Origin of the sequence: Anoxybacillus sp. FSL W8-0104 (assembly GCF_038004465.1) — a bacterium.
In the GTDB taxonomy this organism is placed as follows: Bacteria; Bacillota; Bacilli; order Bacillales; family Anoxybacillaceae; genus Anoxybacillus; species Anoxybacillus flavithermus_G.
In genome coordinates this window covers 2,193,368-2,220,244 of record NZ_JBBOQU010000001.1, presented here as the reverse complement: position 1 = coordinate 2,220,244, position 26,877 = coordinate 2,193,368, and the positions used below count along the sequence as shown (strand labels likewise).

Genomic DNA, 26,877 nt, shown 5'->3' with positions numbered 1-26,877 from the left:
TTAACAAGAAACGTTTAAACATTGCGCACAAACGTTTCCGTAACATTCATGTTGTTCTTCCATTTCTTCGCCGCACTCGCAACATGTTTTCGGTGGTAACTTTTTATAAAATTCAGACATTTTTTCTAACATAACTCCCCATCCCCTTTGCTTTTGTTGATTTCATTGTATTATAACAGATATATATTTGCCAATAGTTGTTTTATAACATTTGTATATGTGAAATTTGTTCAGAAATTTGGTATTGTGTAGTTGTACACATTTTTGTAAGGAAGGTGAATACATATGAAAGTGACAGTGATCGGCTATTGGGGGGCGTTTCCGAAAAAAAATGAAGCAACGTCATGTTATTTGTTTGAACACGACGGTTTTCGCCTGTTAGTCGACTGCGGAAGCGGGGCGTTAGCGCAACTTCAAAACGTCATTGACATTGAGCAAATTGATGCGGTTATCATATCGCATTATCATCACGACCATGTCGCAGATATTGGACCGCTTCAATACGCGCGACTCATTAAGAAAAATTTAGGCGCACATTTGCCTGAGCTTCCTATTTATGGACATTCGTTTGATCGGGATGGATTCGCACGCCTTGCTCATAAAGGAGTGACGAAAGCGGTGGCGTACGATCCGAACGATGAGCTTCATATCGGTCCATTTACGATTACGTTTATGCCGACAGAACATCCAGCTGTTTGTTATGCGATGCGCATTCATGCGGGAGAAAAAACGGTCGTATACACAGCAGATTCTAGTTATTTGCCTGAGTTTGTTCCTTTTGCAAAACATGCGGACGTACTGATTTGCGAATGCAACTTTTATGCCGGGCAACATGCGAAACAAGCCGGGCATATGACGAGCGAGGAAGCGGCAACGATCGCGCGCGACGCTGGCGTTAAAACATTGCTACTAACGCACTTACCTCATTTCGGTAACGTTGAACAACTTGTCGACGAAGCAAAAACGATTTTCCATGGCGATGTGCAATTAGCAAAAACAAGATGGACATGGGAAGGGTAGCGATCAGCTACCTTGTTTTTATAATTAAAATTCAGAAAATTTTTAATATAAACTTGACGATGAATCGGAAAGGAGGGAAAATGTAAGTGATAACGCTTACAAAATAATCGGAAATTAACCGTCTGAGATAAAACAGCGTCTGTGCAAACAGATGCTGTTTTTATAAGGGAGGGGAATGAATGCATCCGTTATTTAGCGGTGTTTCAAAACAAGAGATGGAAAAACTTCTTGCTGAGTGCGAACAAAAAACGTTTGAAAAAGATGAAATGATTTTAGGAAAAAATGAGCGACGTAAAGGTCTTGTCTTGTTGCTTGACGGGGTAGCGGAAGTGTACGTCGAGCATGAAGGATATGATGAAGTGCTTGAAGTTGTGCAAAAAGGGGGATTGATCGGATTTTCAAGCTTAGCCCATTTTTTAGGTGTATCGAAAAGCGATGGAAAAGAAGAGCTCGTTGCGGTACGGGCGGCGGAACGATGTGAAGTGCTTGTCATGCCGTTTTCCGTGTTAACACGGTTATGGGATGATCCGAATGTACACGATTACTTGCTTACACAGGCGTGCGTCCGTTTAAAAGATGTATACGTTTCGCTTGCAGAACAAATAAAGCAGGCGCGTAAATTTGGCGATTCAACATCATTTGTCGTTCCCGTACAAGATTTAATGGTTCGCGATGTCGTCACTTTACCGCCCACCGCAACGGTACAAGAGGCGGCGAAAAAAATGGCGGCGACTCATATTAGTTCGATCGTCGTGACAGACGAACAAACGTTATGTGGAATTTTAACGGAAACGGATCTTGTCGAACGAGTGCTCGGACAGTCTCTTCCGTACGATACGGTTGTTGAACAGGTGATGACAAAAGATGTGGCGACGATTTCGCGCTTTGCGTATTATTACGATGCGCTTGCGATGATGATTGAGCGTGGAGTAAAGCATTTACCTGTTGTTGATGACGGAAAAGTAGAAGGAATTGTGACATTTTCCGATTTAATGCGAAAGAAAAACGAAAGCATCATGCGTACCATTCAACAAATTGATTATGCAGATGAACGGACGTTACCAAAAATGAAAACTGCCATTTACGAGTTATTAGCGACGATGCTACGCGATCAAGTACCAATTGCACAATGTTTAAATATGATTACGAAATTATACGATCGGCTCGTATGGCGTTGTATGGCGTTAGCGCTAAACGAAGTAGGGGAGCCGCCGTGTCGCTTTGCTTTTTATTTAATGGGTTCAGGTGGACGGAGAGAGCAATTTTTATTGACCGATCAGGACCATTTTCTCGTCTATGAAAGCGACGAATATGCTTCGTATTTTGCTCAGCTTGGTGAGGCGATGGTGCGCTTTATGGAGAAGGCTGGATATGAGCGATGCAAAGGAAAAATGATGGCGAGTGAAGAAGCGTGGCGCGGTTCTCTTGAAGTGTGGAGAGGCAGGCTGCGCGAGTGGATGATTCATGCGACAAATGACAATTTGTTATTGGCGCAAAACTTTTTTTCATATCGGTTTGTATATGGGGAAATAGAGTTGCATCGCGCGTTTGAACAGATGATTCGCGAACAGTTGAACCGTGCGAAAATGTTTTTCTTCCGCCTTGTCGAAGTGGAAAGGCAGCATGAAATTCCAACGCTTGATCGCCCGATTCGCTCGCTCTTTGGGCTCGAACGGAAAACGATTGATATGAAAAAAGAAGTGCTGTTTCCATATCACCATAGCGTGCAAATTTTAGGACTCATTTACGGGGTTGTGTCTGGCACACCGTTCGAACGGATTGAGAAGCTAAAAGACAAACATGCGTTGTCTCCGTCGTTTGCGAAAGACGTACAAAAAGCTGCCGAAAACGTATTAGCCATTTACGTTCGTTATAAATGGAATCAATATAAAGCAAATCAACAAGCATCATCGGTTTTATCGTTTACGACAATGACAACGCGAGAGAAAGATGAATTGATTTTAAGTTTAAAAACGTTGAAACAACTACAAACGCAGCTATTGTCTCGTTTTTAAGGGGGATGAACATGTTTTTTTTACGAAAGGCGATTGACTGCAAGTTGAACGACAACATCCCGTTATCGACACCGATCGATGATATTATTTTTACCGTATTTGATACAGAAACGACGGGATTTGATGTCGCAACGACCGATCGATTAATTGAAATTGGTGCGGTGCAAGTGAAAGGAACGACGGTGCTTGAAAATGAGACGTTTCATACGTATGTGAATCCAAACCGCGACATTCCGCCTGTCATTGTAGAGTTAACAGGCATTACGGAAGAAAAAGTGCGACATGCCCCCATCGCAATCGAGGTGTTGCAACAATTTTTCCAGTTTGTTGAACAAAAACAAAGCGCCTGTTTTGTCGGCCATTACATTCCATTCGATTTATTGGTCATCAAACATGAATTGCGCCGCGAAAAAATGAAATTTCACAAGCCGACGTTTATTGATACGCTCGATTTAATTGGCTTTATTGCGCCATCATATGATATGCGCGATTTAGAGCGCTATGCACAAGCGTTCGGTACGCGCATGTACGAGCGACATTCCGCCCTTGGCGATGCGCTTACGACCGCGTATTTATTCGTTGAGCTATTAGAACAATTTCGCATGCACGGTTATCGAACATGGGGAGAACTGTTGCGAGCAACAGATAGCCAAATGCGGTCGTTGTCATTTTAACGGGGAGAGCCCCCGCTTTCTTTTTTTACCCACCTAGGAGAGGCAAGACGTGATCGTTTGCACGACAATGTCCTACTTGCTTGTTTTTTTATTTTAAAATATAATACATTTAGAATTTTTTTAATTTTAAAATGAATGACTATTCATTCATTAAGAGGGGTGGGGAGAAAATGAATTTAGTTTCACGGTTAGAACAAATCGCATCACAAAAGCCGGACAAGCGAGCATACGTGTTTGAAACAACTGAGGCGACGTATGGCGAGTTGAACGGAGCAGTTATGAAGTTTGCGAGCGGTCTAGCAAAGCTCGGGGTAAACAAAGGAGACCATGTGGCGTTGTTATTAGGCAATTCACCGTATTTTATCGTCAGTTTGTACGGTGCGATGCGCGCCGGGGCGACAGTCATTCCAATTAATCCAATTTATACAGCTGATGAAATTCATTACATTTTAACGAACGGCGATGTAAAAGTTGTCATTGCGCTTGATCTAGTCATTCCGACGCTGATGAAGCTTGACGGACGCTTACCGAGCGTCGAGCATATCATTATTTGCGAAACGCCGCAAGGAAAAGAACATGGAATCGTTTTGCCCGAAAAAATGAAATCGTTTACAACGGTGTTAGCGACAGGTGAAGTTCCGTTTTTCGGGCCAGAGCTTCACGATGACGATGTAGCAGTTATTTTATATACATCAGGGACGACTGGAAAGCCGAAAGGAGCGATGTTGACGCATAAAAATCTTTACAGCAACGCTCAAGATGTAGCTGATTACCTAAAAATAAACGAAGATGACCGCGTCATTGCGACGTTGCCGATGTTTCATGTGTTTTGTTTAACGGTTGCGCTTAATGCACCGCTTACGAATGGCGGAACGGTGCTGATTCTTCCGAAATTTAGCCCAGCGGAAGTGTTTAAAGTAGCGCGTGAACAAAAAGCGACGGTGTTTGCAGGCGTACCGACGATGTATAACTTTTTATATCAGTATCCAGACGGAAAAGCGGAAGACTTTGCACATATGCGTCTATGCATTTCAGGCGGTGCGTCAATGCCTGTTGCATTATTGAAAAACTTTGAGAAAAAGTTTCAGGTGATCGTTTCCGAAGGGTATGGACTTTCAGAAGCTTCGCCAGTTACATGTTTTAATCCGCTCGATCGTCCGCGCAAACCAGGCTCGATCGGAACGAGCATTATGAATGTCGAAAATAAAATTGTCAATGAATTAGGAGAAGAAGTACCTGTTGGGGAAGTGGGGGAACTCATCGTACGCGGTCCGAATGTGATGAAAGGATATTATAAAATGCCGGAAGAAACGGCGCATACGATTCGCGACGGTTGGCTATATACAGGCGACTTAGCAAAAATGGATGAGGAAGGATATTTTTATATTGTCGATCGGAAAAAAGATATGATTATCGTCGGTGGGTACAACGTATATCCACGTGAAGTGGAAGAAGTATTGTACAGCCATCCAGATGTTGTTGAAGCGGCTGTCATTGGCGTCCCTGATCCGAATTTTGGTGAAGCGGTGAAATGTTACGTTGTGAGTAAAAATAAACAGTTGACTGAACAACAGCTCATCGCGTATTGCAGCGAGCATTTAGCGAAATATAAAGTACCGAGTTCAATTGAATTTTTAGATGAATTGCCAAAAAATACGACAGGAAAAATTTTAAGACGCGCATTAAAAGAACAAGTCGTCTCCCAAAGCGGTGCACAATAAGCACCGTTTTATTTTTTATGAAAATTTCAAGAATTTACTTGATATTTAGAAAATATATTTGTATAATTTAACGCATAAAAGCGAAACAGCGAAAAAGTAAGGGGGATACAAATGAAGTGGTTGAAAACGTGTGGGGCGTTGTTGCTTGCCGGCAGCGTGCTTGCTGGATGTTCCGGAGAGAAAACGACGAAAGAAACGAGTGGGGAAAAAGAAAAAACGTATAAAGTCGGCGTGACGCAAATTGTTGAACATCCATCGCTTGATGCGGCGTTTAACGGATTTAAAAAGGCGCTTGAAGATAAAGGATTAAAAGTGGAATACGATGTGCAAATTGCGCAAGGAGATATGAACAATAACCAAACGATCGCAAACAACTTTGTGGCAGATGGCGTCGATTTAATCTTCGCGAACTCAACACCGAGTGCGCTTGGTGCATTAAATGCAACGAAAGATATTCCGATCGTCTTTACGTCTGTGACGGATCCGGTTGGCGCGAAGCTTGTACAGTCGATGGAACAGCCGGGCGGAAACGTGACAGGGACGACAGATACACATCCAGACGCCATTCCGAAAACGGTGCAATTTATTGATCAATTTGTTGATGGAAATCGCGTCGGGATGATTTATAACGCTGGTGAACAAAACTCCGTCGCGCAAGTGGATGCGGTGAAAAAAGCGATGGAGGGAACCGATTTAACGATCGTACCTGTGTCGGTGTCGACATCGGCGGAAGTGAAACAAGCAGCGGAATCGTTAGTCGGCAAAGTGGATTGTTTTTATGTTATTACAGACAATACTGTTGTTTCTGCACTTGAATCCGTCATTCAAGTTGCAAACGATCAAGACATCCCGCTTTTTGTTGGGGAGTTAGACTCGGTAAAACGCGGTGGTTTTGCGGCATACGGCTTTGACTACTACGATATCGGTTATGAAGCAGGAGTGATGGCAGCTGACATTTTAGAAGGAAAGAAAAAACCGTCCGAACTTCCAGTGCAATATCCGCAAAAGTTAAAGCTTGTCATTAATAAAAAAGCAGCGCAAGAGATGGGTGTGGAATGGAGAAGCGAATGGGATAGCATGGCGGAATTCATTGAATAACGTAAAGGATGGATCGTATGATTACAGCATTGTTTAGTTCTGTAGAAGCAGGATTGTTATATGCGCTTATGGCGCTTGGTGTGTATATATCGTTTCGTATTTTAGATTTTCCCGATTTGACGGTGGACGGAAGCTTTGTGACGGGAGCGGCTGTTGCTTCCGTCCTTATCGTCGCTGGTGTCAATCCGTTTATTGCTTCGCTTGCAGCGCTTGGGGCGGGCTTTCTTGCAGGATGTATGACAGGTCTTTTGCATACGAAAGGAAAAATTAATCCGTTGTTGTCCGGCATTTTAATGATGATCGCTTTATATTCAATCAACTTGCGCATTATGGGGAAACCGAACGTTCCGCTTTTGCAGCAAGAAACTGTGATGACGATGGTGACAGCTCAATTTCAACGAGTGGATGCAGCGCTAGCGATGATCGTTCCGTTCGCTCCGAAAACATGGGCGGTTATCGTTTTTGGAACGTTGTTAGTAGTGATCGCTAAAGTCGTTATTGATTTATTTTTAAAAACGGAAGTCGGGTTAGCATTACGAGCAGTTGGTGACAATAAAAAAATGATTGCTAGTTTTTCAGGCAATACAGACCGTTTAACTATCATCGGGCTTGGCTTGTCAAACGCACTTGTCGCATTCTCAGGGGCGTTGATTGCGCAATATAGCGGATTTAGCGACATTGGCATGGGCATTGGAATGATCGTCATCGGTTTAGCGTCAGTTATTATCGGGGAAGCGCTGTTTGGGGCGAAAACGATTGTACGGGCGACGCTTGCTGTCATTTTAGGGGCGATCGTATATCGCATAGTCATTACGCTGGCGTTACGTGTCCAATTTTTAGAAACAGGTGATGTAAAGCTCATTACCGCCTTCATCGTCATTTTAGCGCTCGTTGTTCCGCAAATGGTCGCAGCGCGTGCGGAAAAACAGCGAAAAGCGAGAAAGCGAGGTGCAGCCGTTGCTTCAACTCAAGCAGATTACGAAAGTATTTAACGAAGGAATGCTTGATGAAAAAATCGCGTTAAAACATATCGAGCTGTCGCTTCAGCCGGGTGATTTTGTTACAATTATCGGCAGCAACGGAGCGGGGAAATCGACGTTGATGAACATTATTTCAGGGCGACTGGCGCCAGATACAGGGGAAGTAGTGATTGATGGAAAAGATGTGACAATGATGAGTGAACATGAGCGAGCGCGCTATATTGGGCGTGTCTTCCAAGATCCGATGGCAGGAACCGCGCCAAATATGACGATCGAGGAAAACTTAGCGATCGCTTATAACCGAACAGAAAAGCGGACACTTCGTTTCGGTGTGACGAAAAAGCGACGCGAATTTTTTAAAGAAACGCTTGCTACGCTTCAGCTTGGATTAGAAAATCGTCTGCACGCCAAAGTCGGTTTGTTATCTGGTGGGGAGCGGCAGGCGTTGTCGCTACTTATGGCGACGTTTACGAAGCCGCATGTGTTGTTGCTTGATGAACATACGGCAGCGCTAGACCCAGCGCGCGCCCAACTCATTACTGATTTAACGAAACAAATTGTTGAACAACATCGCCTTACGACGTTAATGGTGACGCATAATATGGAGCAAGCCGTCCAATTAGGAAATCGGCTTATTATGATGGATGGTGGACAAATTATTTTTGAAGCAAGTGGAGAAGAAAAGAAAAAACTGACGGTTGAAAAGCTTTTACAAGAGTTTCAACGCATTCGCGGCAGTCAGTTCGCGAGCGATCGCGCCGTGCTCGTATAAAAAATCCCCGAGTTACATCGGGGATTTTAATTAACTAAATTGGCTACAATTTTAGTTGCACAACCCATTCGATACTGTGCTGGTAAATAGCCAATGCTTCTTGTATAGGGATATTTAATGTGTTTGTCAAGTCGCTTATTTTTTTTGTATCGTTTGTTTCTAATGCGATAACAAGGTCGTATAAAAGTGAATAAATACAAGGATAGCCATTTAGTCCTTGTTGAATTGCCTCGTCAACGTGTAGTTCTTGTAATATTTCATGTAATGGGCGATGAAGTAATAAATGTAAAGACGAACAAATACCCATAAAAAATAAAACATCTTTTTCATCACACAAATGAATAAGTTCAGCTAGTTGCTCCAATGTTTTTGCACGTACAAGACAATTAATAATTACTTCATTTCTAAATGGCTCGTTTGGCTCTTGTAACGTTAAAACGGTAAGCCAGCTTTTTAAGTGGTTTGTTCCTAATAAAATCGCTGCATGTCGAATTGATTTGATTTTTGGAGTAGAAGATAAAAAAAACGAATTAACGGTTTTTAATAGCCGATATGTTAAAGAAGGATCGCTTTCGATTGTTGCAACGATTTCTTCAAAGTTTAGTTCGTTTTTATTTAATTGACTGTAGTTGAGCAATTTTCGTTACAATAATTACCATTTAAAAAGAGACAAACAGGGTACCCCTTATGCCACGTGGAGCTGTTTTTTCACGGTATCAATGGGAATATTTTGTTTCGCTGCACGGTAAATGAACTCCACGAGGCTATGTCCTTTTCTCTTGCGCAGGAGATCGAGCCCATCCGAAAAATCACTGTTCGACTCGAACATGCTGTACATATACGCAAGTTGCACCAAGATCCAATACCGTTTCACCGCCCGACGCCCGCGAACGCGGTATCCATCGAGTTTCAGCTGGTCTTTCGCTTGACGGAAAAAACATTCGATCGACCAACGTGCAGCATAGTAGCGCAAGATCTCTTCATCGCTTAGCTCGCGATCGGTGCTCAAGACGCAATGAAGATGTTTCGGCGTCATCGGCTGATCGGCTTTCCATGCGAGCAGCACCACGGCATCCTTGAGACCGTTCAGAGCGCCTTCGTAGCGATACACCCGATAACGCTCTTTTCCCACCGTGACGAGGCGGGTATCCCGTGGCTCCATAGATTTGGCAAATTCTTTTGCTTGAATGGCCGTCCCTTTTGGATAGAGAATCCGATTCGTCTTCAGCATCGCGATGACGTGGAACCCTTTTTTCAAGCAGGCTCCCACGAGGGTTTTCGATGGATACCAAGAGTCCATGAGCACATAAACGGGGCGACTCACATCCAACGAAGAAAGCATCTCGATCGCGAGTTCCCCTTTGCTTTTCCCCGCCGTCTTGTCGTAGAGGCGAAAGGCAAAAGGAAACGCTTGAGTCATCGTATGAACCATGAGCCAAACGAGAGAATGTCCCCAAATCGATTTTTTCTCTGCGTGACAATAGTGCCAATCACACCCTTGAATGGCGTGTGTTGCCCGTGACGAGGGCTTCGTTTTTTGGCAAATCGTATCATCGATCGAAACAAAAATGGGTTGATTCTCTCGTTTCGAGCTGCGTTCGACACGATGAAGCACCCACTGTTGGAGTTTGCGAAGCAGCGTCTCTTCCTCCCATGGGCTTTTCGTGAAAAAATGGCTCAGTGTCGTGCGATGGTTCGGATGAAAACTCCCATGATGTAGATCGGTCAGCGTTCCCGAAAAGCCCTTTGTAATCATCGCATCCACGATATGAACGAGATGCTTCATCACAGGTTTCGAGAAATAAAGCGCCAACCCTAACGTTATGTATGAGTAAAATGTTTGTGGGAGAAAAAAAGACAGGTTCCTGATTTGGTATAATAAGGAACCTGTCAGATATGTAAGCAAAATAGATGAAAAACGGGCTCTCCTCCTGGTAAGGTAGTAAGTGTGAAAAAAAAATACAACCAAAGAAAGGAGTGGAGCCCATGCAGGATTATATCACAAACGGCTTGACATTAAAAGAGATCGAACAGTCTTTATTTAGACATATGCAAAAACAATATGGTCATCTCCTTCAACAGGTGTTGGAGGAGATCGACCGCACATTGGCAGAACAGAGGGACAAGAAACGATATGCGCTCAAAGATAAGCGGACGATCCGACTCCAAACGCTATTTGGAGAGGTGGAAGTGAAGCGAAACTACTACTTTGACCGTGAAAAAAAGGTGTATACGTCTTTACTCGATGTCTTTCTCCAGTTCGATGGGGCGCATGGAGTGAGTCCGCTATTAGAGGAGACAGCGATTCATCTCGCCGTGACGGGTTCTTCGTATCGACAGGCTGCGCAGTCGCTTGAAAAGCTGGTGGGGTATGCATGTATGAGTCACGAAACGATTCGCCAGTCCATCATCGAGGCAGAGGTGGAAGGGCACCGTGCGATGGAGAAAAAAGGGCGCGTGTTTTTTATCGAAGCAGACGGGTTGTACGTGAAACGTCAACGAAGCCGCATCAAAGGAAAAGAAGAAAAGATCATCACGATTCACCAAGGATGGGAGAAAAACGGGAAACGCGTATCCTTAGTGAATCGACGGTATATGGTTCATCAAACGAATGAACCGATTTGGGAAGCTGTAGAGAATTTTCTGATGAAGGAATACAGCTATGATCCGTTTGAGGATTGGGTGGTCATCAATGGAGATGGAGCCCCATGGATTACAGCGTGTCGAGAATATTTCGGGGACAGGGGGTACTTTCAGCTTGATCGGTTCCATGTGGCAAGAGAGATTCGTCAATTGTTCCGAGGTCATGCGAGATATCGGGTGATTCGAAAGAAGTTAGCATCATGGGATGAAGAAGGTGTGTTACGAGAACTCACAAGTGCCATCGGTACGTTAGAACATGAGGAGAAGGAAAAGCAACTCGAGGCGCTTGTTCGTCGAATCGAGGAGATACCAGGATGTTTACGTGACTATCGCGTATGGTTGAAGGAAAAAGGGATTGACACGACAAACATGAGGGCGATGGGGAGTGCGGAAGGAACGATGCATGTGTTTGCGAAACGAAGTAAAAACGGTCGAAGTTGGAGGGATGCAGGGATTGAAGCGATGTTGCGAGCGATCGTCGCGATAAAAGATACGTTACTCATTCGGACACGCGATGGAGTGATGTATGGCGTGGAAGAACGAGAAGAAACGAAACGAGAAACGATCGTGAAAAAGGCACTGAAGCGCGTGCAAACGCAAATGACAGAAGTGGTACGAGATAACATCCCATACCTTCGCCAATCTTCAGGGACACCGATTTACGAGGCATTGCAAGCATTGAAAGGTTTTTAAAACGAGAGAAAACGCACATACCTACAGGATGAGAGTAAGTAAAAGCGCTTACATATAACGATTTTATAAAACCATATATAACCAAAAAAATCGGTCGAGAAAAAAATCTCCCACAAAGTCTTGACTCAAACTAACGTTATGAAAAACTTGTGGATTCCTTGATGATGTGCTAATCTATTCATGAGACATGAACCTCCTTGTGGATAGTTGTGGCACATCTATTTTAACCAAGGAATCGGGTTCATGTCTCCTTTTTTGTTTGGTTGTAAATTTATGTTAGCGAATTTGCTCATCTACAGTAATTGAGTAATTAAAGATAAACGAGATGTGTATGCGATTTTTGGCAACGACTTTTCTTTTACTATAATCGGTTTGCTGAAAAAATAACCTTGAAAATAAGAGAAACCGTTACGAACTGCTTCTTCTAATTGATCACTTGTTTCAATTTTTTCTGCGAGCAAGTGAATATGGTACATATCAATGTATGGTCTGAATCGTTTATAATCATTTTGCTTTGAGAAATCAATTTTTATTATATCAATGTATGGAAAAAGAGGGATATATTGCTCGAAAAAAATAAAATCATCAAGAGCAATCATATATCCTTCGGCTTTTAGTTTCCTGCAAATGTCTAGCAATCCTTCTGAATATGGGATGTTTTCTAAAATTTCGACGACGACTAAATTTTTCGGAAAATGAAAGGGTAATTGCTTTTTTAATAAAGTTTCTGTAAAGTTAATAAAACAACGAGCACCATTCGTTAATTTTTCAATACCGATGTTCATAAAACTGTTGATCAATACATCAATGGTAGCTTTGTCTCCGTCGATCGCATCATAAAAATTTTTGTCTCCACTTCGATATAGCAATTCGTATCCGATGACTTCATAATTTTTATTAAAAATCGGTTGTCTACCTACGTAAATGTCCATATTTTATCCCCCAATTTATAAAAAATGGCTAAATTTTGCGATCAACTGCGAACGACGTCCTACCTCAAGCTTTTGAAAGACGCTATTAATATGATTTTTAATTTAGGAAAAACATTCTATTTTATAGTGCCATACTGTAATAATGTAGGCGTTGATATACGAAGTGAATCTTCTTTTATTGTCGATTCATTTTTGTAAAAAAAATATTTCACAAGGTAGATCAGCCGATGGCTGATCTACAAGGTGAAGCGTTGAATGAGTTGTTGTAGCTTCGTCGAAATATGCGCAAGTTGTTTTGCAGATTCATCTAGTTGTTTTGAAATGTTTGCTTGTTCGTCAATTGAATTTGTCGCTTCTTGAATTTCTTGTTGAACATCTGTTGCTGTTTCTACAATGTTTTCAATAGATGCGGTGACTTGTTCCACTCCAGCTGACATTTGTTCTGTTGCCGCAGATATTTCTTGAATTTCTTCTGAAACAATGTCTGTTTTTTGGACAATTCGTTCAAAGGTTTGAGCGGTGTTTGTAATCACTATGCTTCCTTCTTTAATATCATCAGCTCCTTGCTTCGTTACTTCCTTCACTTCTTGTACTTGGTGCTGGACATGGCTAATCAAGTCGCTCACTTGTTTCGCTGCTTCATCTGCTTGTTCAGCTAGTTTTCGAACTTCCTCTGCAACGACGGCAAATCCTCGCCCAGCTTCTCCAGCTCGTGCTGCTTCAATGGCGGCATTTAGAGCAAGTAAATTTGTTTGCGATGAGATGGCGCTAATCGCTGCAACGATATGTCCAATTTGTTCAGAATATGACGTGAGATTATTCACTTGTTTGTTAATAAGAGCGAAAGATTGTTCGATTTGCTTCATTTGTTTTACGGTTTGTTCAAGTTGCTCTTTTCCTTGTTTTGCCTCATCGGACATTTCTTTCGCTGAATCAGCTACTTCCGATGTCGACTCGGCTAGTTTTTGAACTCCAGTCGCCATCTCCTCCATCGCCCTCATACTTTCAAGCAATGCTTCAGTTTGTGACGCCGTTCGTTCTGTAATTTCACTCATTACCTCATGCACATATGTGCTTGCTTCACTATTTTGTTTTGCGTTTGTCGCGATATGGCTGGCTTCGTTTGATAATTGGTTGCTTTCATCAGACAATGTTCTAATTTGCTCGCGAAGTTGATTTACCATTGTTTTCATCGCTTTTGTTAATGTGCCGATTTCATCGTTATTCGGTAATGCTTCGATTTGAATATTTAACCGACCTTGAGCGATTTGTTCCGCCATATGTGCAGCATGACGTACAGGAAGCAAAATACGACGTAGTGTGAAAATGATAAAGAGCGCGAGTAGTAAAATTAAAGCTGAAATTCCAATTGCTCCGTCCACGAATAGTTTTTCAATACGTTGAAATGCAGTGCTAGATGGAACGGATAAAACGAGCGCCCAATCCTTTTCAAACAAAGATAATTCGATAGGTGCAAAAGCGCGCAACATATCGTCTTGAAGAAGTTGTGAGTAAATTTCATCAGTAAAATGCTCCCCACTTGCGATGCGCTTCAGCACAGTTTTTCCTTTATCAAGTGTAATGGTTTTTCCGATGAACTTTTCTCCTGCGCCACTTGCAATAATCGTGCCATCACCAGTGATAAAGTTTAAAAACCCGCCGAGTGGTTTTTCTTTGCTTACGAGTTGTTGTAAAAACGACACTTCAAAGTCGACCCCGACAATACCTAAAAACTGATTTGTTTCAGGGTCAATGAGAGGGAGAACGAGCGATGTGAGCAACACGCTTTTTCCGTTCACTTCATATGTGTACGGTTCAAGCAATAACGGTTTTTTAGTATTTTTTGGCGTTAAATAATAATTCCCTGGCGCCTCTTTATCATAATCACGGCTTGCTTCTACAATGATTGCTCCATCGCTACGGACAACATACGGTACAAAGCGGCCTGTTGCATCATGTCCTTCTTTATTAACGTACATCGCATCTTTTCCATCAAATGCATTTGGCTCCCACAACGTATAAATGCCGAGTAATTGCTCATTACGCTCAAGTAAATGGTGCATATGTTCCAATATTTGTTCGCGGTTGAGACCATGTCTTTTTGCAAAAAGCATATACTCCCCAAACGATTGTACAACTTTTTGCGCTCCATTAAATATTCCTTCAACTTTATGAGCGTATGAAGCCGTTTTTTCTACGGCAACCGCTTTTGTAAGCTCTTTTTCCTCTTTTAAAACTTGGTATAGCATTGTGCCTGTAGCGGTAATAGATATAATTGCAACAATTATTGAAAGTAAAAAAGCTGTTCGAAAAATAAGACTGCGGTCTTTCCATCTTTTCATATGATATACCCCCCCCATATAGATCCAAAGTTCTATTCTTTCACATAGTAATATAGTATTATACAGCAAGTCATCGTACAAGAGTAAAAGAGGCTATTTCGCCTCTTTTACAATTTCTTTATAAACTTTCTCTTTATCAAACCCTTTTTCGCCCATGCCGAATGTGTCGATGACGCGGTTGTTTTCGTCTAAAAAGTATGTGAGTGTTGTATGAATAAGCATGCCGTTTCCAGGATCGCGATATAGGAAGTTAAACGCGTCCGCTACTTTTTTTGTATCTTCTTCACTACCTCGTAAAAAAATCCATCCTTCATTATCACTTTCTACTCCGAACATGTTCGCATACGTTTGCATCACTTGTTGTGTGTCGCGTTTTGGATCGATCGTAATTGTAATAAATTCGACTTTCTTTTTAAATAAACCGTCTTTTTCAAGCTGTTCTTTTAACTGTTTCATTTGAAATGACGTACTTGGACAAATGTCCGGACAGTTTGTGTACACAAACTCGAGTAGACGTACTTTCGGTTCCATGTTATTGAATGAATACGGTTTTCCCCACGCGGTTTCCATCGTCACGTCTTTTGGAAACTCCATTTGATCTTGGCGGTAGTAAGAAAAATAAAAGATGCCTATACCAATACAAATCGCAAGTAAACTAAAAAAGCCGATATATAGTTTTTTCAACGTGCATCCCTCCCACTTTCATCATACATAATCAACGTGTTAATGAGGAGAACGGGGCGTGACAATTATTTGAATTTTTTTCGTTGTTCTAAATGGCGAATGAAAAACTAAACTAATAGTAACGATGGACAAGGGGGAAGGGGCAATGAGAAAAATCGCTTTTTGGACGTTATTCCTTTATGCAATGTACGCGCTCTTTTTTGCGTTTTATTTATTTCAATGGACGGACTCATCCATTCCAGCACAATATAAAGGAACGAGCGCTGATCCTGCGACGTTTTTAACGAAAAAAGAACTGATGCTTGCTGAACAGTTTTCGGAAGTAAAAAACTTTTTATTTTTTTTATCCGTTCCATATGAGTGGGTCATTTATATTTTTGTGTTGCTGTTTGGTTTATCGGCGCGCTTTCAACAGTGGGCGGAGGCGACGACGAAACGGAGGTTTATGCAAACGGCGATTTACGTCTTTTGGTTATCGCTTCTTGTACAAGTCGTGACGTTTCCGCTTAGCTATGCAAGTTACTACATGGCGAAAATGTATCATATTTCAACCCAAACGTTTTCGAGTTGGATGCGTGATGAACTGATTGATTTTTGGGTGAACTATGCGATCATGGTTGTCATTGTGTATGTATTATATGCGCTTATGCAAAAATTCGAAAAACGATGGTGGATATACGCGTGGCTTTGTTCCATTCCGTTTACGCTTTTTTTAACGTTTATTCAACCTGTGTTTATTGATCCGCTTTATAACGATTTTTATCCGCTGAAAAATAAACAGCTAGAAGCAAAAATTTTAGCGCTAGCGGAGAAAGCAAACATTCCAGCCGACCACGTATTTGAAGTGAACATGTCGGAAAAAACGAATGCGTTAAATGCTTATGTAACGGGTATTGGAGGCAACTCGCGCATTGTATTATGGGATACAACGCTTGAGCGGTTAAACGAAGATGAAATTTTATTTATTATGGCGCATGAAATGGCGCATTACGTCATGAAACATATTTATTGGGGAATTGGATTATATATTGTTGTTACATTTATCGGATTGCTGTTGACGAATCGATGGATGAAACGAATGATTGGACGTTTTGGCGCGCTTTGTCGCATTGAAAAATGGAACGAACTTGCTTCTTTACCGATGTTTTTACTATTGATTTCGCTATTAAGTTTTGCGGCAAGCCCTGCGATGAATGCTATTTCCCGTTATGAAGAGCATGCGGCGGACAAGTATGCGATTGAACTGACGAAAAATAAAGAAGCAGCGATCTCGACGTTTCAACAGTTGACTCGCTCTAGTTTAAGCCAAGTGCATCCACCTTATCTTGTCAAACTGTTTCGTTACAGTCATCCGACCATTTTAGAGCGCATTATTTCTTTAGAACAAAAGTAGGAAAGGCAAATTTTTTTTGAAAAAAATTCATAAAAATACTTTCTTTTCTGAAAATTGTGTTATATAATAAAAACGTCAAAAGGAAAAAGTGTATTATAACAAGAAGGGTGGGAGATGTATCAAAGCTCGTACATAGAGAAAAGAGCGTCATAACTTTTTGGGGGTCATGTGCACGGTTTGAACAACGGGTTTTTATTCAATACAAGGGGGAGAATATATATGGGGAAATTTGAAGAACGTGTAAAACAATTAGAAGAAAGTTGGCAATTGGATGAACGGTGGAAGGGCATTACGCGCCCGTATAGCGCAGAGGATGTCATTAAATTGCGTGGTTCGCTTGACATCGAGTATACGCTAGCGCGTCGCGGAGCGGAAAAGCTTTGGAACTTATTAAATACGGAAGACTACGTTCATGCGCTTGGGGCGTTAACAGGAAATCAAGCGGTGCAACAAGCAAAAGCTGGTTTAAAAGCGATTTATTTAAGCGGTTGGCAAGTCGCAGCCGATGCGAACTTAGCAGGTCATATGTATCCTGACCAAAGCTTATATCCAGCAAACAGCGTGCCGCACGTTGTGAAACGCATTAATCAAGCGCTTCAACGGGCTGACCAAATTCAATATGTGGAAGGAAAAGAAGATATCGACTATTTCTTGCCGATCGTTGCCGATGCAGAAGCAGGATTTGGGGGTCAATTGAACGTCTTCGAACTGATGAAAGCGATGATTGAAGCAGGAGCAGCAGGCGTCCACTTTGAAGACCAATTGTCTTCTGAGAAAAAGTGCGGCCATTTAGGTGGAAAAGTGTTGCTTCCGACACAAACAGCGATTCGCAACTTAATTGCGGCGCGACTTGCGGCAGATGTCATGGGCGTCCCAACCGTATTAATTGCGCGCACAGATGCAAACGCAGCGGATTTAATTACAAGCGACATCGATCCGCGCGATCAAGAATTTATTACAGGTGAGCGTACGCCAGAAGGCTTCTTCCGTACGCGTGCCGGATTAGACCAAGCGATTGCGCGCGGATTGGCATATGCACCGTATGCTGATTTAATTTGGTGCGAAACGAGCGAACCGAACTTAGAAGAAGCGCGTCGTTTTGCGGAAGCGATTCATGAAAAATTCCCAGGCAAATTGCTTGCGTACAACTGCTCGCCTTCCTTCAACTGGAAGAAAAAGTTGGACGACGAAACGATCGCCAACTTCCAAGTGGAGCTCGGAAAAATGGGCTACAAATTCCAATTCGTTACGTTGGCTGGTTTCCACGCCCTCAACTACAGCATGTTTATGTTAGCACATGGCTATCGCGATCGCGGCATGGCTGCTTACTCCGAATTGCAACAAGCGGAGTTTGAGGCAGAAAAATATGGCTACACAGCTACACGCCATCAACGTGAAGTCGGAACAGGTTACTTTGACGAAGTATCGCTTGTCATTACGGGCGGTCAAGCATCAACTGTGGCGCTAAAAGGCTCGACAGAAGAAGAACAATTTACAGGTGCATAAAATAACATCCCCTCGAAAAAAACGAGGGGATTTTTCATGAAAATTTCGTATATTTATGGTATAATATTGTCGAAATATGTATATAAGGGAGGGAGCGGTATGCTCATCGTCGAGTATCTGTATTTGACGCGCTATACGATGGGGCTTTTTCCGTTTTTTCACGATAAGCAAATGTGGACGAAAGTGTTAGAGGAAGATGGAGAAATTATCGTCAAACAAAAGCCAATGGAAATTATTGAGCAAAGTTGTTTGTATTATGGCGCAAGTTTAAGAGGAAGAAAAGATGGAGCGAGACATATTATCGGTACTTCGCATAAAGCACCGATTGCAATCGAACCAACGAACGAAATTTTCTTTTTTCCAACGATCTCCCCAATGAATCCTCAATGTGTATGGCTGTCGCATTTACATATTCGTCATCATGAGCATGTTCAAGGTGGAAAAACGCGCATTACGTTTTCAAATGGTAAAAGCTTAGAGGTATGTATTTCGCATCATTCATTCGTGAACCAACTACATCGCACCGCTCAGTTGCGAACAAAAATGAACGAACGAATCGAAGCACGCGAAAGGAAAATGATGTATTTATTATATTTACGGGAAAAGGAATTGTCGTAGTAGTTTTCTCTTTTCCTCTAAACTTGTACAATATAAACATCAGCATGTGGCAAAGGGGTTACAGTATGAGTTTAGAGGAATTAAAGCAATGGCTCACAGTAAAACATATGCTCGACATGTTAGTACAATATCGTTCGCTCGGCGTTATTCCAGGTATCGTGCTACCAATGTCAGAGGCGTTTTTGCCGTTTTTGCCGCTCTTTGTTTTTGTGATGGCGAACGCAGCGGCATTTGGGCTTTGGAAAGGATTTTTCATTTCATGGCTTGGAACGAGCGCAGGTTCGCTTCTCGTCTTTTTCCTTGTTCGAAAAATCGGGAGGCAACGATTTTTCTCCTTTTTACATCGCCATCCGACGATTCGTCGCATGATGCATTGGATTGAGCGACGTGGCTTCGGTCCGCTCTTTTTACTGCTTTGTTTTCCGTTTACGCCATCTGCGGCGGTCAATGTTGTTGCAGGGCTATCGGGCATTGCGGTACAACAATATGTGCTTGCCGTGTTGCTTGGAAAAATGGTGATGGTCTTTATGATTAGTTTTATCGGCTATGACGTGGAGGCATTAATTCGCCAACCGCTCCGCGCCATTTTTGCAGCAATCGCCATTTTTCTTCTTTGGTACATCGGAAAAAAAGTCGAGCAACGTTTTGCGGTGCACGATGGAAAATAAAGAAAGGATGAACGATATGGCTGTACGCTTCATGATCGGGCGCTCTGGAAGCGGAAAAACGACAATGTGTTTAAAAGAAATGATCGATCAACTCGCACAAAAACCAGATGGCGATCCGATTATTTATCTCGTTCCTGAACAAATGACGTTTCAATCGGAGTACGCGTTAATAAACGGTAGCCTCAAAGGAATGATTCGAGCACAAGTATTTAGTTTCACGCGCCTTGCTTGGCGTATTTTTCAAGAGACAGGCGGCATGAGCCGCCATCATTTAACGCAAACAGGCGTACATATGTTGCTAAGGAAAATTGTTGAACAGCAAAAAGAGCAGTTAACGTTGTTTCGGAAAGCGGCGGATAAACGCGGCTTTATTGAACAACTTGAACAAATGTTGACAGAATATAAACGGTATTGTGTGACGCCAGCGACGTTAAAACAAACGGAAGAGCAGCTGCGCCGCCATGCGACCGCAAATGAAACCGTGCTTGCCGATAAATTAAAAGATACAGCGATGATTTTTGAGCAATTTGAACAACAGATGGCGCATCATTACGTCGATTCGGAAGATTATTTACGGTTGCTTGCCGAAAAAATTCGCCATTCTTCTTATATGAAACGCGCGCACATTTACATGGACGGTTTTTATGAATTTACGCCGCAAGAATATATGGTCATCGAACAATTATTTATTCATTGCCCGCATGTGACCGTTGCACTCACGTTAGATGCCCCGTATGAGCAACTGCCGGATGATTTGCATGTCTTTCGCAGTACGTGGCGGACGTATGCGCAATTGCGCGATATCGCATTGCAAAATGGGGTACCGATTGAAAAAGTAGAACAACTTCGTCACAACGTCCGCCATAAACATGAAGAACTCTGTCATCTTGAAGCACATTACGATGATCGACCTGTCTGTAAGTGGGAAAAACAAACGGAAACGATCGTCATTGGAGAAGCGACTACACGCCGAGCGGAAATGGAAGGCATTGCACGTGAAATCATTCGACTTGTACGAGATGAAAAGTATCGCTATCGTGACATCGCTTTATTGATTCGTAACGTAGGAGATTATCGCAACGTGTTAAAAACAGTGTTTGCCGACTATCGCATTCCGTATTTTATTGACGAAAAAGAACCGATGCTCGATCATCCGTTTATTGAATGGTTGCGCGCAAGTATGGAAGCGGTGCGGACAAATTTTCGTTATGAAGCGGTGTTTCGTGCTGTGAAAACAGATTTCTTTTTTCACCTCGATCAGTCTGTACATGATATGCGCATGGCGATGGATCAACTTGAAAACTATGTGCTTGCTTCTGGCATCCAAGGGGATAAGTGGACGGAGCATTGGACGTATCGTAAATATAAAGGGCTAGAAGGTGTGCATGCACCTCAAACTGATGAAGAAAAACGATATGAACAACAATTAAACGAATGGCGGAAACTTGTCATTTCACCATTATTGGTTTTACAACAGCGGTTAAAACAAGCAAAAACGGGGCGTGAGCAATGTGAAGCGCTATATGCATATGCAGAACACCTTCAAATTCCGCAAAAATTAGAACGGTTGCGCGATGAAGCGGAAGAAAGAGGTGATCTGTCCGCAGCTCGCCACCATGAACAAGTGTGGCAAGCGTTTATTGACTTGCTCGATCAATACGTTGAAATATTAGGGGATGAAACGCTTTCGCTTGAAACATTTTTAACGATTATCGAAACGGGATTTGAAAGTTTGCAGTTTTCTCTCGTGCCACCGGCAACGGATCAAGTATTAATTGCGCATTTCGATCGTTCGCGCCTTTCGAATATTCGTTGTACGTTTCTTGTAGGGGTAAATGAAGGCGTCATTCCGATGCGTAAAAATGATGACGGCATGTTGTCGGAAACGGATCGTGAATTGTTGCATCATTATTCTTTACATGTTGCTCCGGCAAGCCGTGAGCGGTTGCTTGATGAGCCGTTTTTGCTTTATTTAGCGCTTGTTAGTCCGTCTGAACGTTTATATGTGACGTATGCGCTTTCTGACGAGCAAGAAAAAACGTTGTTGCCATCGATGTTCATAAAACGGCTGACCGATATGTTCCCGAACGTGACAAAAATGCAATGGGGGACGGATCCGTTTTTACTCCCACTACAACAACAGCTGACGTATGTGACAAACGATGTGGCAACGCTCGGTCCGCTCGTGCAACAACTTGAAGCGTGGAAGCGACAATATGCCATTGAGCCGATATGGTGGGATGTATACAATGCCTATGTACAACATGAACAATGGAAAGAACGAATGGCGGTCGTTGTACGTGCGTTATTTTATGAAAATCGCGCGAAACGTTTAAATAAGCAGCTTGCGAAAGCGTTATATGGAAAAAAAGTGAAAGCGAGCATTTCACGTATGGAGACGTTTAACCGTTGTCCGTTCGCTCATTTTGCGGCGCACGGCTTAAAGTTAAAAGAACGGACGGTTTTTCAATTGAAGGCGCCAGACATGGGACAGTTGTTTCATCAGGCGTTAAAAGTGATCGCCGATCGTTTGCGTCAAGAGCAACTTCCGTGGAGTCAATTATCAAAACAGCAATGTGAACAGTTGTCGTACGAGGCGGTGGAGCAAATTGCCCCGTACATTCAACAAGAAGTGTTGTTAAGCACACACCGCTACCGATATATGAAGAAAAAGTTACAGACGATTATGACGAAAGCGACGACCGTATTAAGCGAGCACGCCAAGCGAAGCGGCTTTGTGCCGATTGGTGTAGAATTAGGGTTTGGTGATGGAGAACCGCTCCCACCGCTTACATTTACATTGTCGGACGGAACCGTATTGCAGTTTGTCGGTCGCATTGATCGCGTCGACCAAGCAACGAGCGAACAAGGGGTGCTTCTCCGCATTATTGACTATAAATCAAGGCAAAAGACGCTCGATTTAACGGAAGTGTATTACGGTTTAGCGTTGCAAATGTTGGCCTATTTAGATATTGTGCTTGAGTATGCGGAAAAGCTCGTTGGTACATCGGCGTTTCCAGCTGGAGTGTTATACTTCCCGATTCATAATCCGACGATAAAAGTGAATGAATGGCTCGATGAACATGAGTTAGAGAAAAAGTTTTTAGAACAGTTTAAAATGGGCGGATATGTATTAGCAGATGAAAAAACGGTTCGCTTAATGGATGAGCATGTAGAGCCGGGGACAAGCTCTCTTATCGTTCCTGTCCGTTTAAATAAAAATGGAACGTTTGCGCAACATTCAAAAGTGTTAACAGAGCAACAATTTACGATGTTACGGCAACATGTACGTCGCTTTATTGTTGATGTTGGCGAACAAATGATCGAAGGTGTGACGCATATTGCACCGTACAAACAAAAAAATAAAACCGCATGTCAATATTGTGAGTTTCGCGATGTATGCCAATTTGACGAAGGGATTGATGCGGAACAATATCGCGTATTAACACCGAAACAGATTGATGAATGGTTAAAGGAGTGATTGTGTGATTCCGCCAAAACCACGAGAAAGTCAATGGACGGATGAACAATGGCAAGCGATTTACGCCACAGGCCAGCATACGCTCGTTGCCGCGGCAGCAGGATCAGGAAAAACCGCGGTGCTCGTTGAACGCATCATTCAAAAAATATTGCATACGACACAGCCGATCGATGTCGATCGATTGCTTGTCGTCACGTTTACAAATGCAGCGGCGGCGGAAATGCGCCAACGCATCGGGGAAGCGTTAGAGCGAGCGCTTGAAAAAGAACCACATTCGCTTCATTTACGGAGACAACTCAGCCTTTTGCAAAAGGCGTCCATTTCCACGATTCACTCGTTTTGTTTAGATGTCATTCGCAAATATTATTACGTCATTGGCATCGACCCGGTGTTTCGCATCGCGGATGAGGGAGAGATGGCGTTATTAAAAGAAGAAGTGTTAGAAGCGTTATTTGAACAATATTACGCAGAAAACGACGAAGCATTTTTAGCTGTTGTTGATCGCTATACCAGCGATCGCACAGATGTGGATTTACAGACGCTTATTTTGCGATTATACGAGTTTTCACGTTCGCATCCAAACCCAAGTGGATGGTTGCAACAAATCGTTCATATGTATGACGTGGAAGAAGGTGCGCGCATCGATGACTTACCGTATGCCCATTACCTTTTTCAAGCGGTTGATTTGGCGCTTGAAGCAGCAGAATATCGCTTAGCGCAGGCGTTGCAAAAAACGAAAGAGCCGGGCGGTCCCGCTTATTTATACGATACGCTCGCAAGCGACGAACAAGTCATTGCAAAGCTAAAAGAAGCGCGCCATGAGTCGTGGCAAAAGCTACATGAAGCAATGAAAAACGTGTCGTTTACAACGGCAAAAAGAAAGCCGAAAGACGGCGCATATGATGAACAGCTTGTGGAAGATGTAAAAAAATTGCGCGATCAAGTGAAAAAAGAAATAAGCAGCTTAACAGAGGAATTGTTTTCGTTTCAACCTGCGACATACGTGCGTCATTTGCGTGAAATGAAGCCGATTGTGGCAACGATCGTACAAATGGTGCAACGGTTTGCTGATTTGCTGCAAGCGAAAAAAGATGAAAAAGGCATCGTCGATTTTTCTGACTTAGAACATTACTGTTTACGCATTTTACGCGCTCCGTCTCTCGGGCATGAGCTAAAGCCGTCGGAAGCGGCTCTTTATTATCGAGCACAATTTGCGGAAGTGCTCGTTGACGAATATCAAGATACAAATATGGTGCAAGAGTCGATTTTACGGCTCGTATCGAACGATGATGAAGCAACGGGCAACATGTTTATGGTGGGAGACGTAAAACAATCGATTTACGGTTTTCGTCTTGCGGAACCGTCGCTTTTTTTACAAAAATATAATCGGTTTACGAAAGATGGCGACGGTGGACTTCGCATCGATTTAGCGAAAAACTTTCGCAGCCGAAAAGAAATATTGGACGGCACAAATTTTATTTTTCGACAACTGATGACCGAAACGGTCGGCGATATGCGTTATGATGACGATGCTGCGCTTCGCTTTGGTGCGCAGGATTATCCTGACAAACAAGTACCGGTTGAATGCGTATGGATAAATGAAGCAAAAGAAGAAAGCGATGAAGAAGAACAAGAGGACGTGACGGCCATTCAGCTTGAAGCTCGCTGGATCGCTAAAAAAATTAAGCAGTTGCTTGCTGAGCCGTTTTTCGTTTACGATCGTCGTTTAAAAGGAGAACGGCGCTTAATGTATCGCGACATCGTTATTTTATGCCGTTCGATGTCATCAGCTTCAGCGATGTTAGAAGAATTTCGTAAGCAAAACGTCCCTGTATACGCCGAGTTATCGAGCGGTTACTTTTCTGCGACGGAAGTGTCGGTCATGTTGTCGCTTTTAAAAGTCATTGACAATCCGTATCAAGACATTCCGCTTGCGGCGGTACTTCGCTCTCCGATTGTTGGCTTAGACGAAGAAGCGTTGGCGCGCATTCGTTTGGCGAAAAAAGACGGGGCTTTTTATGAGGCGTTGCGTGCTTTTGTCGAGCATCCTCAAGATGATGAAGCGCTCGGTGAAAAAATGAAACGGTGGTTGACAAAGTTATCCGAATGGCGCACAGCGGCGAGACAAAAACCGCTTGCGGATTTGATTTGGCAATTGTATCGAGAAACGAATTTTTACGATTACGTCGGTGGGATGCCTGGCGGAAAACAGCGACAAGCCAATTTGCGCGCGTTATACGATCGGGCCAAACAATATGAACAAACGTCGTTTCGCGGCATTTTCCGCTTTTTACGGTTTATTGAGCGGCTAAAAGAGCGAGAAGACGATTTCGGTGCTGCACGATCGTTGACAGAACAAGAAGACGTTGTACGCATGATGACGATTCATAAAAGTAAAGGGCTTGAGTTTCCGGTCGTCTTTTTAGCAGGTGCAGCAAAATCGTTTAATATGCAAGATTTGCGCAGCGACTATATATTAGATAAAGATTTCGGACTAGGGATGCGCTTCGTTCATCCGACGTGGCGAGCAAGCTACCCGACGGTTGCACAATTGGCGATAAAGAAAAAAATGAAATGGCAACTGCTAGCGGAAGAAATGCGTATTTTATATGTTGCGTTAACGCGAGCAAAAGAAAAATTGTACATCGTCTGTACCGCAAAAGATATGGAAGCGAAAAAGAAAAAATGGCAAGAAGTTGCTTATATACAAACGTGGGAATTGCCAGCTTATGTGATTGAAAAGGCGAAAAGCTATGCGGATTGGATCGGTTATGCATTAGCCCGTCACCCACAAGGAATATGTTCGTCTTCAACGGTGCTTCATGATCCATCATTGTGGGATATTCACATCGTGCCAGCGCATGCGCTTGAGCAAGAAGATGAGCAAGCGAATGAACATCGAGACATTGTCGAGGCGATTCAACAACTGCAACCTGTACCAATGAAAAGCGAATATGAACAAGAAGTAAAGCGTCGTCTTTTTTGGACGTATACGTATGCCGATGCAACGGTGTTAAGGGCAAAACAAAGCGTATCGGAGTTAAAGCGGCAGCGCGACATATACGGTGGGCATGCAGAACAGCCGTTTCGAAAAGAGCTTGTTGACCGTCCGCGCTTTTTGCAAGCGAAAATGATGACGCCAGCGGAGCGAGGAACGATGATGCACCTTGTGATGCAACATGTTGATGTCACAAAAGAAGTGACGGTTGATACGGTGCGGGAGCAAATCGCGCGCATGGTGAACGGTGAATGGCTAACGGAAGAACAGGCAACGGTTATTGATGTAGAAAGCATCGTTGCTTTTTTCCACACTCCGATTGGTAAACGAATGCAACGGGCGACTCGGCTTGAACGGGAAGTGCCGTTTTATTTGGCGCACGAAATGGAAGGCGAGACAGTTGTCGTTCAAGGGGTTATTGATTGCGTGTTTGAAGATGAACATGGGCTCGTTTTAATTGACTATAAAACCGATCGCGTGTCATGGATGAGCGATCCGAAAGAACAATTAAAGCGACGATATAAAGGGCAATTGGCGTTATATCAGGAAGCGATTGAAGCGATTTGGGGAAAGAAAGTAACAGAAACGTATGTGTACGCTTTTGATGGTGCGCTACTTGTAGCGATGGGGGGAAATTAA

At 42.9% G+C, this 26,877-nt stretch carries 20 protein-coding genes; 14 read left to right on the top strand and 6 right to left on the bottom strand.

Going from position 1 to position 26,877, the window contains the following annotated elements; translation table 11 throughout:
• Entirely contained in the window at window positions 1-132 is a 132-nt protein-coding gene (yhfH, locus tag NST18_RS11635; protein WP_064498958.1) for a protein YhfH, read from the bottom strand.
• Between the two features lie 153 nt (window positions 133-285).
• Here yhfH and NST18_RS11630 point away from each other — a divergent pair, with 153 nt between their 5' ends.
• The 7 genes from NST18_RS11630 to NST18_RS11600 all read left to right on the top strand — a co-directional run bounded on the left by NST18_RS11630 (window position 286) and on the right by NST18_RS11600 (window position 8,280).
• A complete protein-coding gene (locus tag NST18_RS11630; protein WP_088223475.1) occupies window positions 286-1,020 on the top strand; it encodes an MBL fold metallo-hydrolase in 735 nt (244 codons plus the stop codon).
• Window positions 1,021-1,199: 179 nt separating this feature from the next.
• Window positions 1,200-3,035, top strand: coding sequence for a DUF294 nucleotidyltransferase-like domain-containing protein (locus NST18_RS11625; RefSeq protein WP_340721458.1), 1,836 nt, complete (start codon window positions 1,200-1,202; stop codon window positions 3,033-3,035).
• An 11-nt stretch (window positions 3,036-3,046) separates the two neighbouring features.
• Window positions 3,047-3,709, top strand: coding sequence for a 3'-5' exonuclease (locus NST18_RS11620; protein ID WP_035018859.1), 663 nt, complete (start codon window positions 3,047-3,049; stop codon window positions 3,707-3,709).
• 170 nt (window positions 3,710-3,879) lie between these two features.
• Window positions 3,880-5,430, top strand: coding sequence for a fatty acid--CoA ligase family protein (locus NST18_RS11615; protein WP_004892086.1), 1,551 nt, complete (start codon window positions 3,880-3,882; stop codon window positions 5,428-5,430).
• A gap of 111 nt (window positions 5,431-5,541) precedes the next feature.
• Complete coding sequence (locus tag NST18_RS11610) at window positions 5,542-6,528, top strand: ABC transporter substrate-binding protein (protein WP_004892083.1); 987 nt, start codon at window positions 5,542-5,544, stop codon at window positions 6,526-6,528.
• A 17-nt stretch (window positions 6,529-6,545) separates the two neighbouring features.
• The gene (locus NST18_RS11605) at window positions 6,546-7,520 is read left to right on the top strand and encodes an ABC transporter permease (RefSeq protein WP_004892080.1); all 975 of its coding nucleotides are present in this window, start codon (window positions 6,546-6,548) and stop codon (window positions 7,518-7,520) included.
• Window positions 7,486-8,280 (top strand): ABC transporter ATP-binding protein, encoded by a 795-nt coding sequence (locus NST18_RS11600; RefSeq protein ID WP_004892077.1) that lies wholly within the window; start codon window positions 7,486-7,488, stop codon window positions 8,278-8,280. Before NST18_RS11605 ends, NST18_RS11600 begins: the two co-directional genes overlap by 35 nt.
• Before the next feature lie 43 nt (window positions 8,281-8,323).
• Here the strand turns inward: NST18_RS11600 and NST18_RS11595 are convergent, their stop codons facing one another.
• On the bottom strand, window positions 8,324-8,917 hold the full coding sequence (locus tag NST18_RS11595; RefSeq protein ID WP_241737079.1) for an HDOD domain-containing protein: 594 nt from the start codon (window positions 8,915-8,917) through the stop codon (window positions 8,324-8,326).
• Between the two features lie 48 nt (window positions 8,918-8,965).
• Window positions 8,966-10,141, bottom strand: coding sequence for an IS701 family transposase (locus NST18_RS11590; RefSeq protein WP_340721642.1), 1,176 nt, complete (start codon window positions 10,139-10,141; stop codon window positions 8,966-8,968).
• A gap of 125 nt (window positions 10,142-10,266) precedes the next feature.
• Here NST18_RS11590 and NST18_RS11585 point away from each other — a divergent pair, with 125 nt between their 5' ends.
• Window positions 10,267-11,616 (top strand): ISLre2 family transposase, encoded by a 1,350-nt coding sequence (locus NST18_RS11585; RefSeq protein ID WP_075039588.1) that lies wholly within the window; start codon window positions 10,267-10,269, stop codon window positions 11,614-11,616.
• A gap of 293 nt (window positions 11,617-11,909) precedes the next feature.
• Here the strand turns inward: NST18_RS11585 and NST18_RS11580 are convergent, their stop codons facing one another.
• The 3 genes from NST18_RS11580 to NST18_RS11570 form a co-directional block, all read right to left on the bottom strand.
• Entirely contained in the window at window positions 11,910-12,548 is a 639-nt protein-coding gene (locus NST18_RS11580; RefSeq protein ID WP_340721455.1) for an EAL and HDOD domain-containing protein, read from the bottom strand.
• A 236-nt stretch (window positions 12,549-12,784) separates the two neighbouring features.
• Window positions 12,785-14,890: a methyl-accepting chemotaxis protein gene (locus tag NST18_RS11575; RefSeq protein ID WP_192949499.1), complete on the bottom strand. Its 2,106-nt coding sequence runs from the start codon at window positions 14,888-14,890 to the stop codon at window positions 12,785-12,787.
• A gap of 93 nt (window positions 14,891-14,983) precedes the next feature.
• Window positions 14,984-15,574, bottom strand: a complete 591-nt coding sequence (locus NST18_RS11570) for an SCO family protein (RefSeq protein WP_192949498.1) — start codon at window positions 15,572-15,574, stop codon at window positions 14,984-14,986.
• Window positions 15,575-15,719: 145 nt separating this feature from the next.
• Here NST18_RS11570 and NST18_RS11565 point away from each other — a divergent pair, with 145 nt between their 5' ends.
• The 6 genes from NST18_RS11565 to addA all read left to right on the top strand — a co-directional run bounded on the left by NST18_RS11565 (window position 15,720) and on the right by addA (window position 26,877).
• Entirely contained in the window at window positions 15,720-16,967 is a 1,248-nt protein-coding gene (locus tag NST18_RS11565) for a M48 family metallopeptidase (RefSeq protein ID WP_340721452.1), read from the top strand.
• Window positions 16,968-17,186: 219 nt separating this feature from the next.
• A complete protein-coding gene (aceA, locus tag NST18_RS11560; protein ID WP_004892062.1) occupies window positions 17,187-18,473 on the top strand; it encodes an isocitrate lyase in 1,287 nt (428 codons plus the stop codon).
• 99 nt (window positions 18,474-18,572) lie between these two features.
• Window positions 18,573-19,091 carry a competence protein ComK gene (locus tag NST18_RS11555; protein WP_004892059.1) on the top strand — a complete coding sequence of 173 codons (519 nt, stop codon included), beginning with the start codon at window positions 18,573-18,575 and terminating at the stop codon, window positions 19,089-19,091.
• 65 nt (window positions 19,092-19,156) lie between these two features.
• Window positions 19,157-19,759, top strand: coding sequence for a TVP38/TMEM64 family protein (locus tag NST18_RS11550; protein WP_004892054.1), 603 nt, complete (start codon window positions 19,157-19,159; stop codon window positions 19,757-19,759).
• A 16-nt stretch (window positions 19,760-19,775) separates the two neighbouring features.
• Window positions 19,776-23,240: a helicase-exonuclease AddAB subunit AddB gene (gene addB, locus NST18_RS11545; RefSeq protein WP_080601166.1), complete on the top strand. Its 3,465-nt coding sequence runs from the start codon at window positions 19,776-19,778 to the stop codon at window positions 23,238-23,240.
• Between the two features lie 4 nt (window positions 23,241-23,244).
• Window positions 23,245-26,877 (top strand): helicase-exonuclease AddAB subunit AddA, encoded by a 3,633-nt coding sequence (addA, locus tag NST18_RS11540; protein ID WP_004892050.1) that lies wholly within the window; start codon window positions 23,245-23,247, stop codon window positions 26,875-26,877.

Coding starts and splice junctions, on each gene's coding strand:
- addB (WP_080601166.1), top strand. CDS start 19,776: ATGGCTGTACGCTTCATGATCGGGCGCTCTGGAAGCGGAAAAACGACA.
- NST18_RS11605 (WP_004892080.1), top strand. CDS start 6,546: ATGATTACAGCATTGTTTAGTTCTGTAGAAGCAGGATTGTTATATGCG.
- NST18_RS11580 (WP_340721455.1), bottom strand. CDS start 12,548: ATGGACATTTACGTAGGTAGACAACCGATTTTTAATAAAAATTATGAA.
- NST18_RS11630 (WP_088223475.1), top strand. CDS start 286: ATGAAAGTGACAGTGATCGGCTATTGGGGGGCGTTTCCGAAAAAAAAT.
- yhfH (WP_064498958.1), bottom strand. CDS start 132: ATGTTAGAAAAAATGTCTGAATTTTATAAAAAGTTACCACCGAAAACA.
- NST18_RS11625 (WP_340721458.1), top strand. CDS start 1,200: ATGCATCCGTTATTTAGCGGTGTTTCAAAACAAGAGATGGAAAAACTT.
- NST18_RS11555 (WP_004892059.1), top strand. CDS start 18,573: ATGCTCATCGTCGAGTATCTGTATTTGACGCGCTATACGATGGGGCTT.
- NST18_RS11610 (WP_004892083.1), top strand. CDS start 5,542: ATGAAGTGGTTGAAAACGTGTGGGGCGTTGTTGCTTGCCGGCAGCGTG.
- NST18_RS11615 (WP_004892086.1), top strand. CDS start 3,880: ATGAATTTAGTTTCACGGTTAGAACAAATCGCATCACAAAAGCCGGAC.
- aceA (WP_004892062.1), top strand. CDS start 17,187: ATGGGGAAATTTGAAGAACGTGTAAAACAATTAGAAGAAAGTTGGCAA.
- NST18_RS11565 (WP_340721452.1), top strand. CDS start 15,720: ATGAGAAAAATCGCTTTTTGGACGTTATTCCTTTATGCAATGTACGCG.
- NST18_RS11575 (WP_192949499.1), bottom strand. CDS start 14,890: ATGAAAAGATGGAAAGACCGCAGTCTTATTTTTCGAACAGCTTTTTTA.
- NST18_RS11620 (WP_035018859.1), top strand. CDS start 3,047: ATGTTTTTTTTACGAAAGGCGATTGACTGCAAGTTGAACGACAACATC.
- NST18_RS11585 (WP_075039588.1), top strand. CDS start 10,267: ATGCAGGATTATATCACAAACGGCTTGACATTAAAAGAGATCGAACAG.
- NST18_RS11550 (WP_004892054.1), top strand. CDS start 19,157: ATGAGTTTAGAGGAATTAAAGCAATGGCTCACAGTAAAACATATGCTC.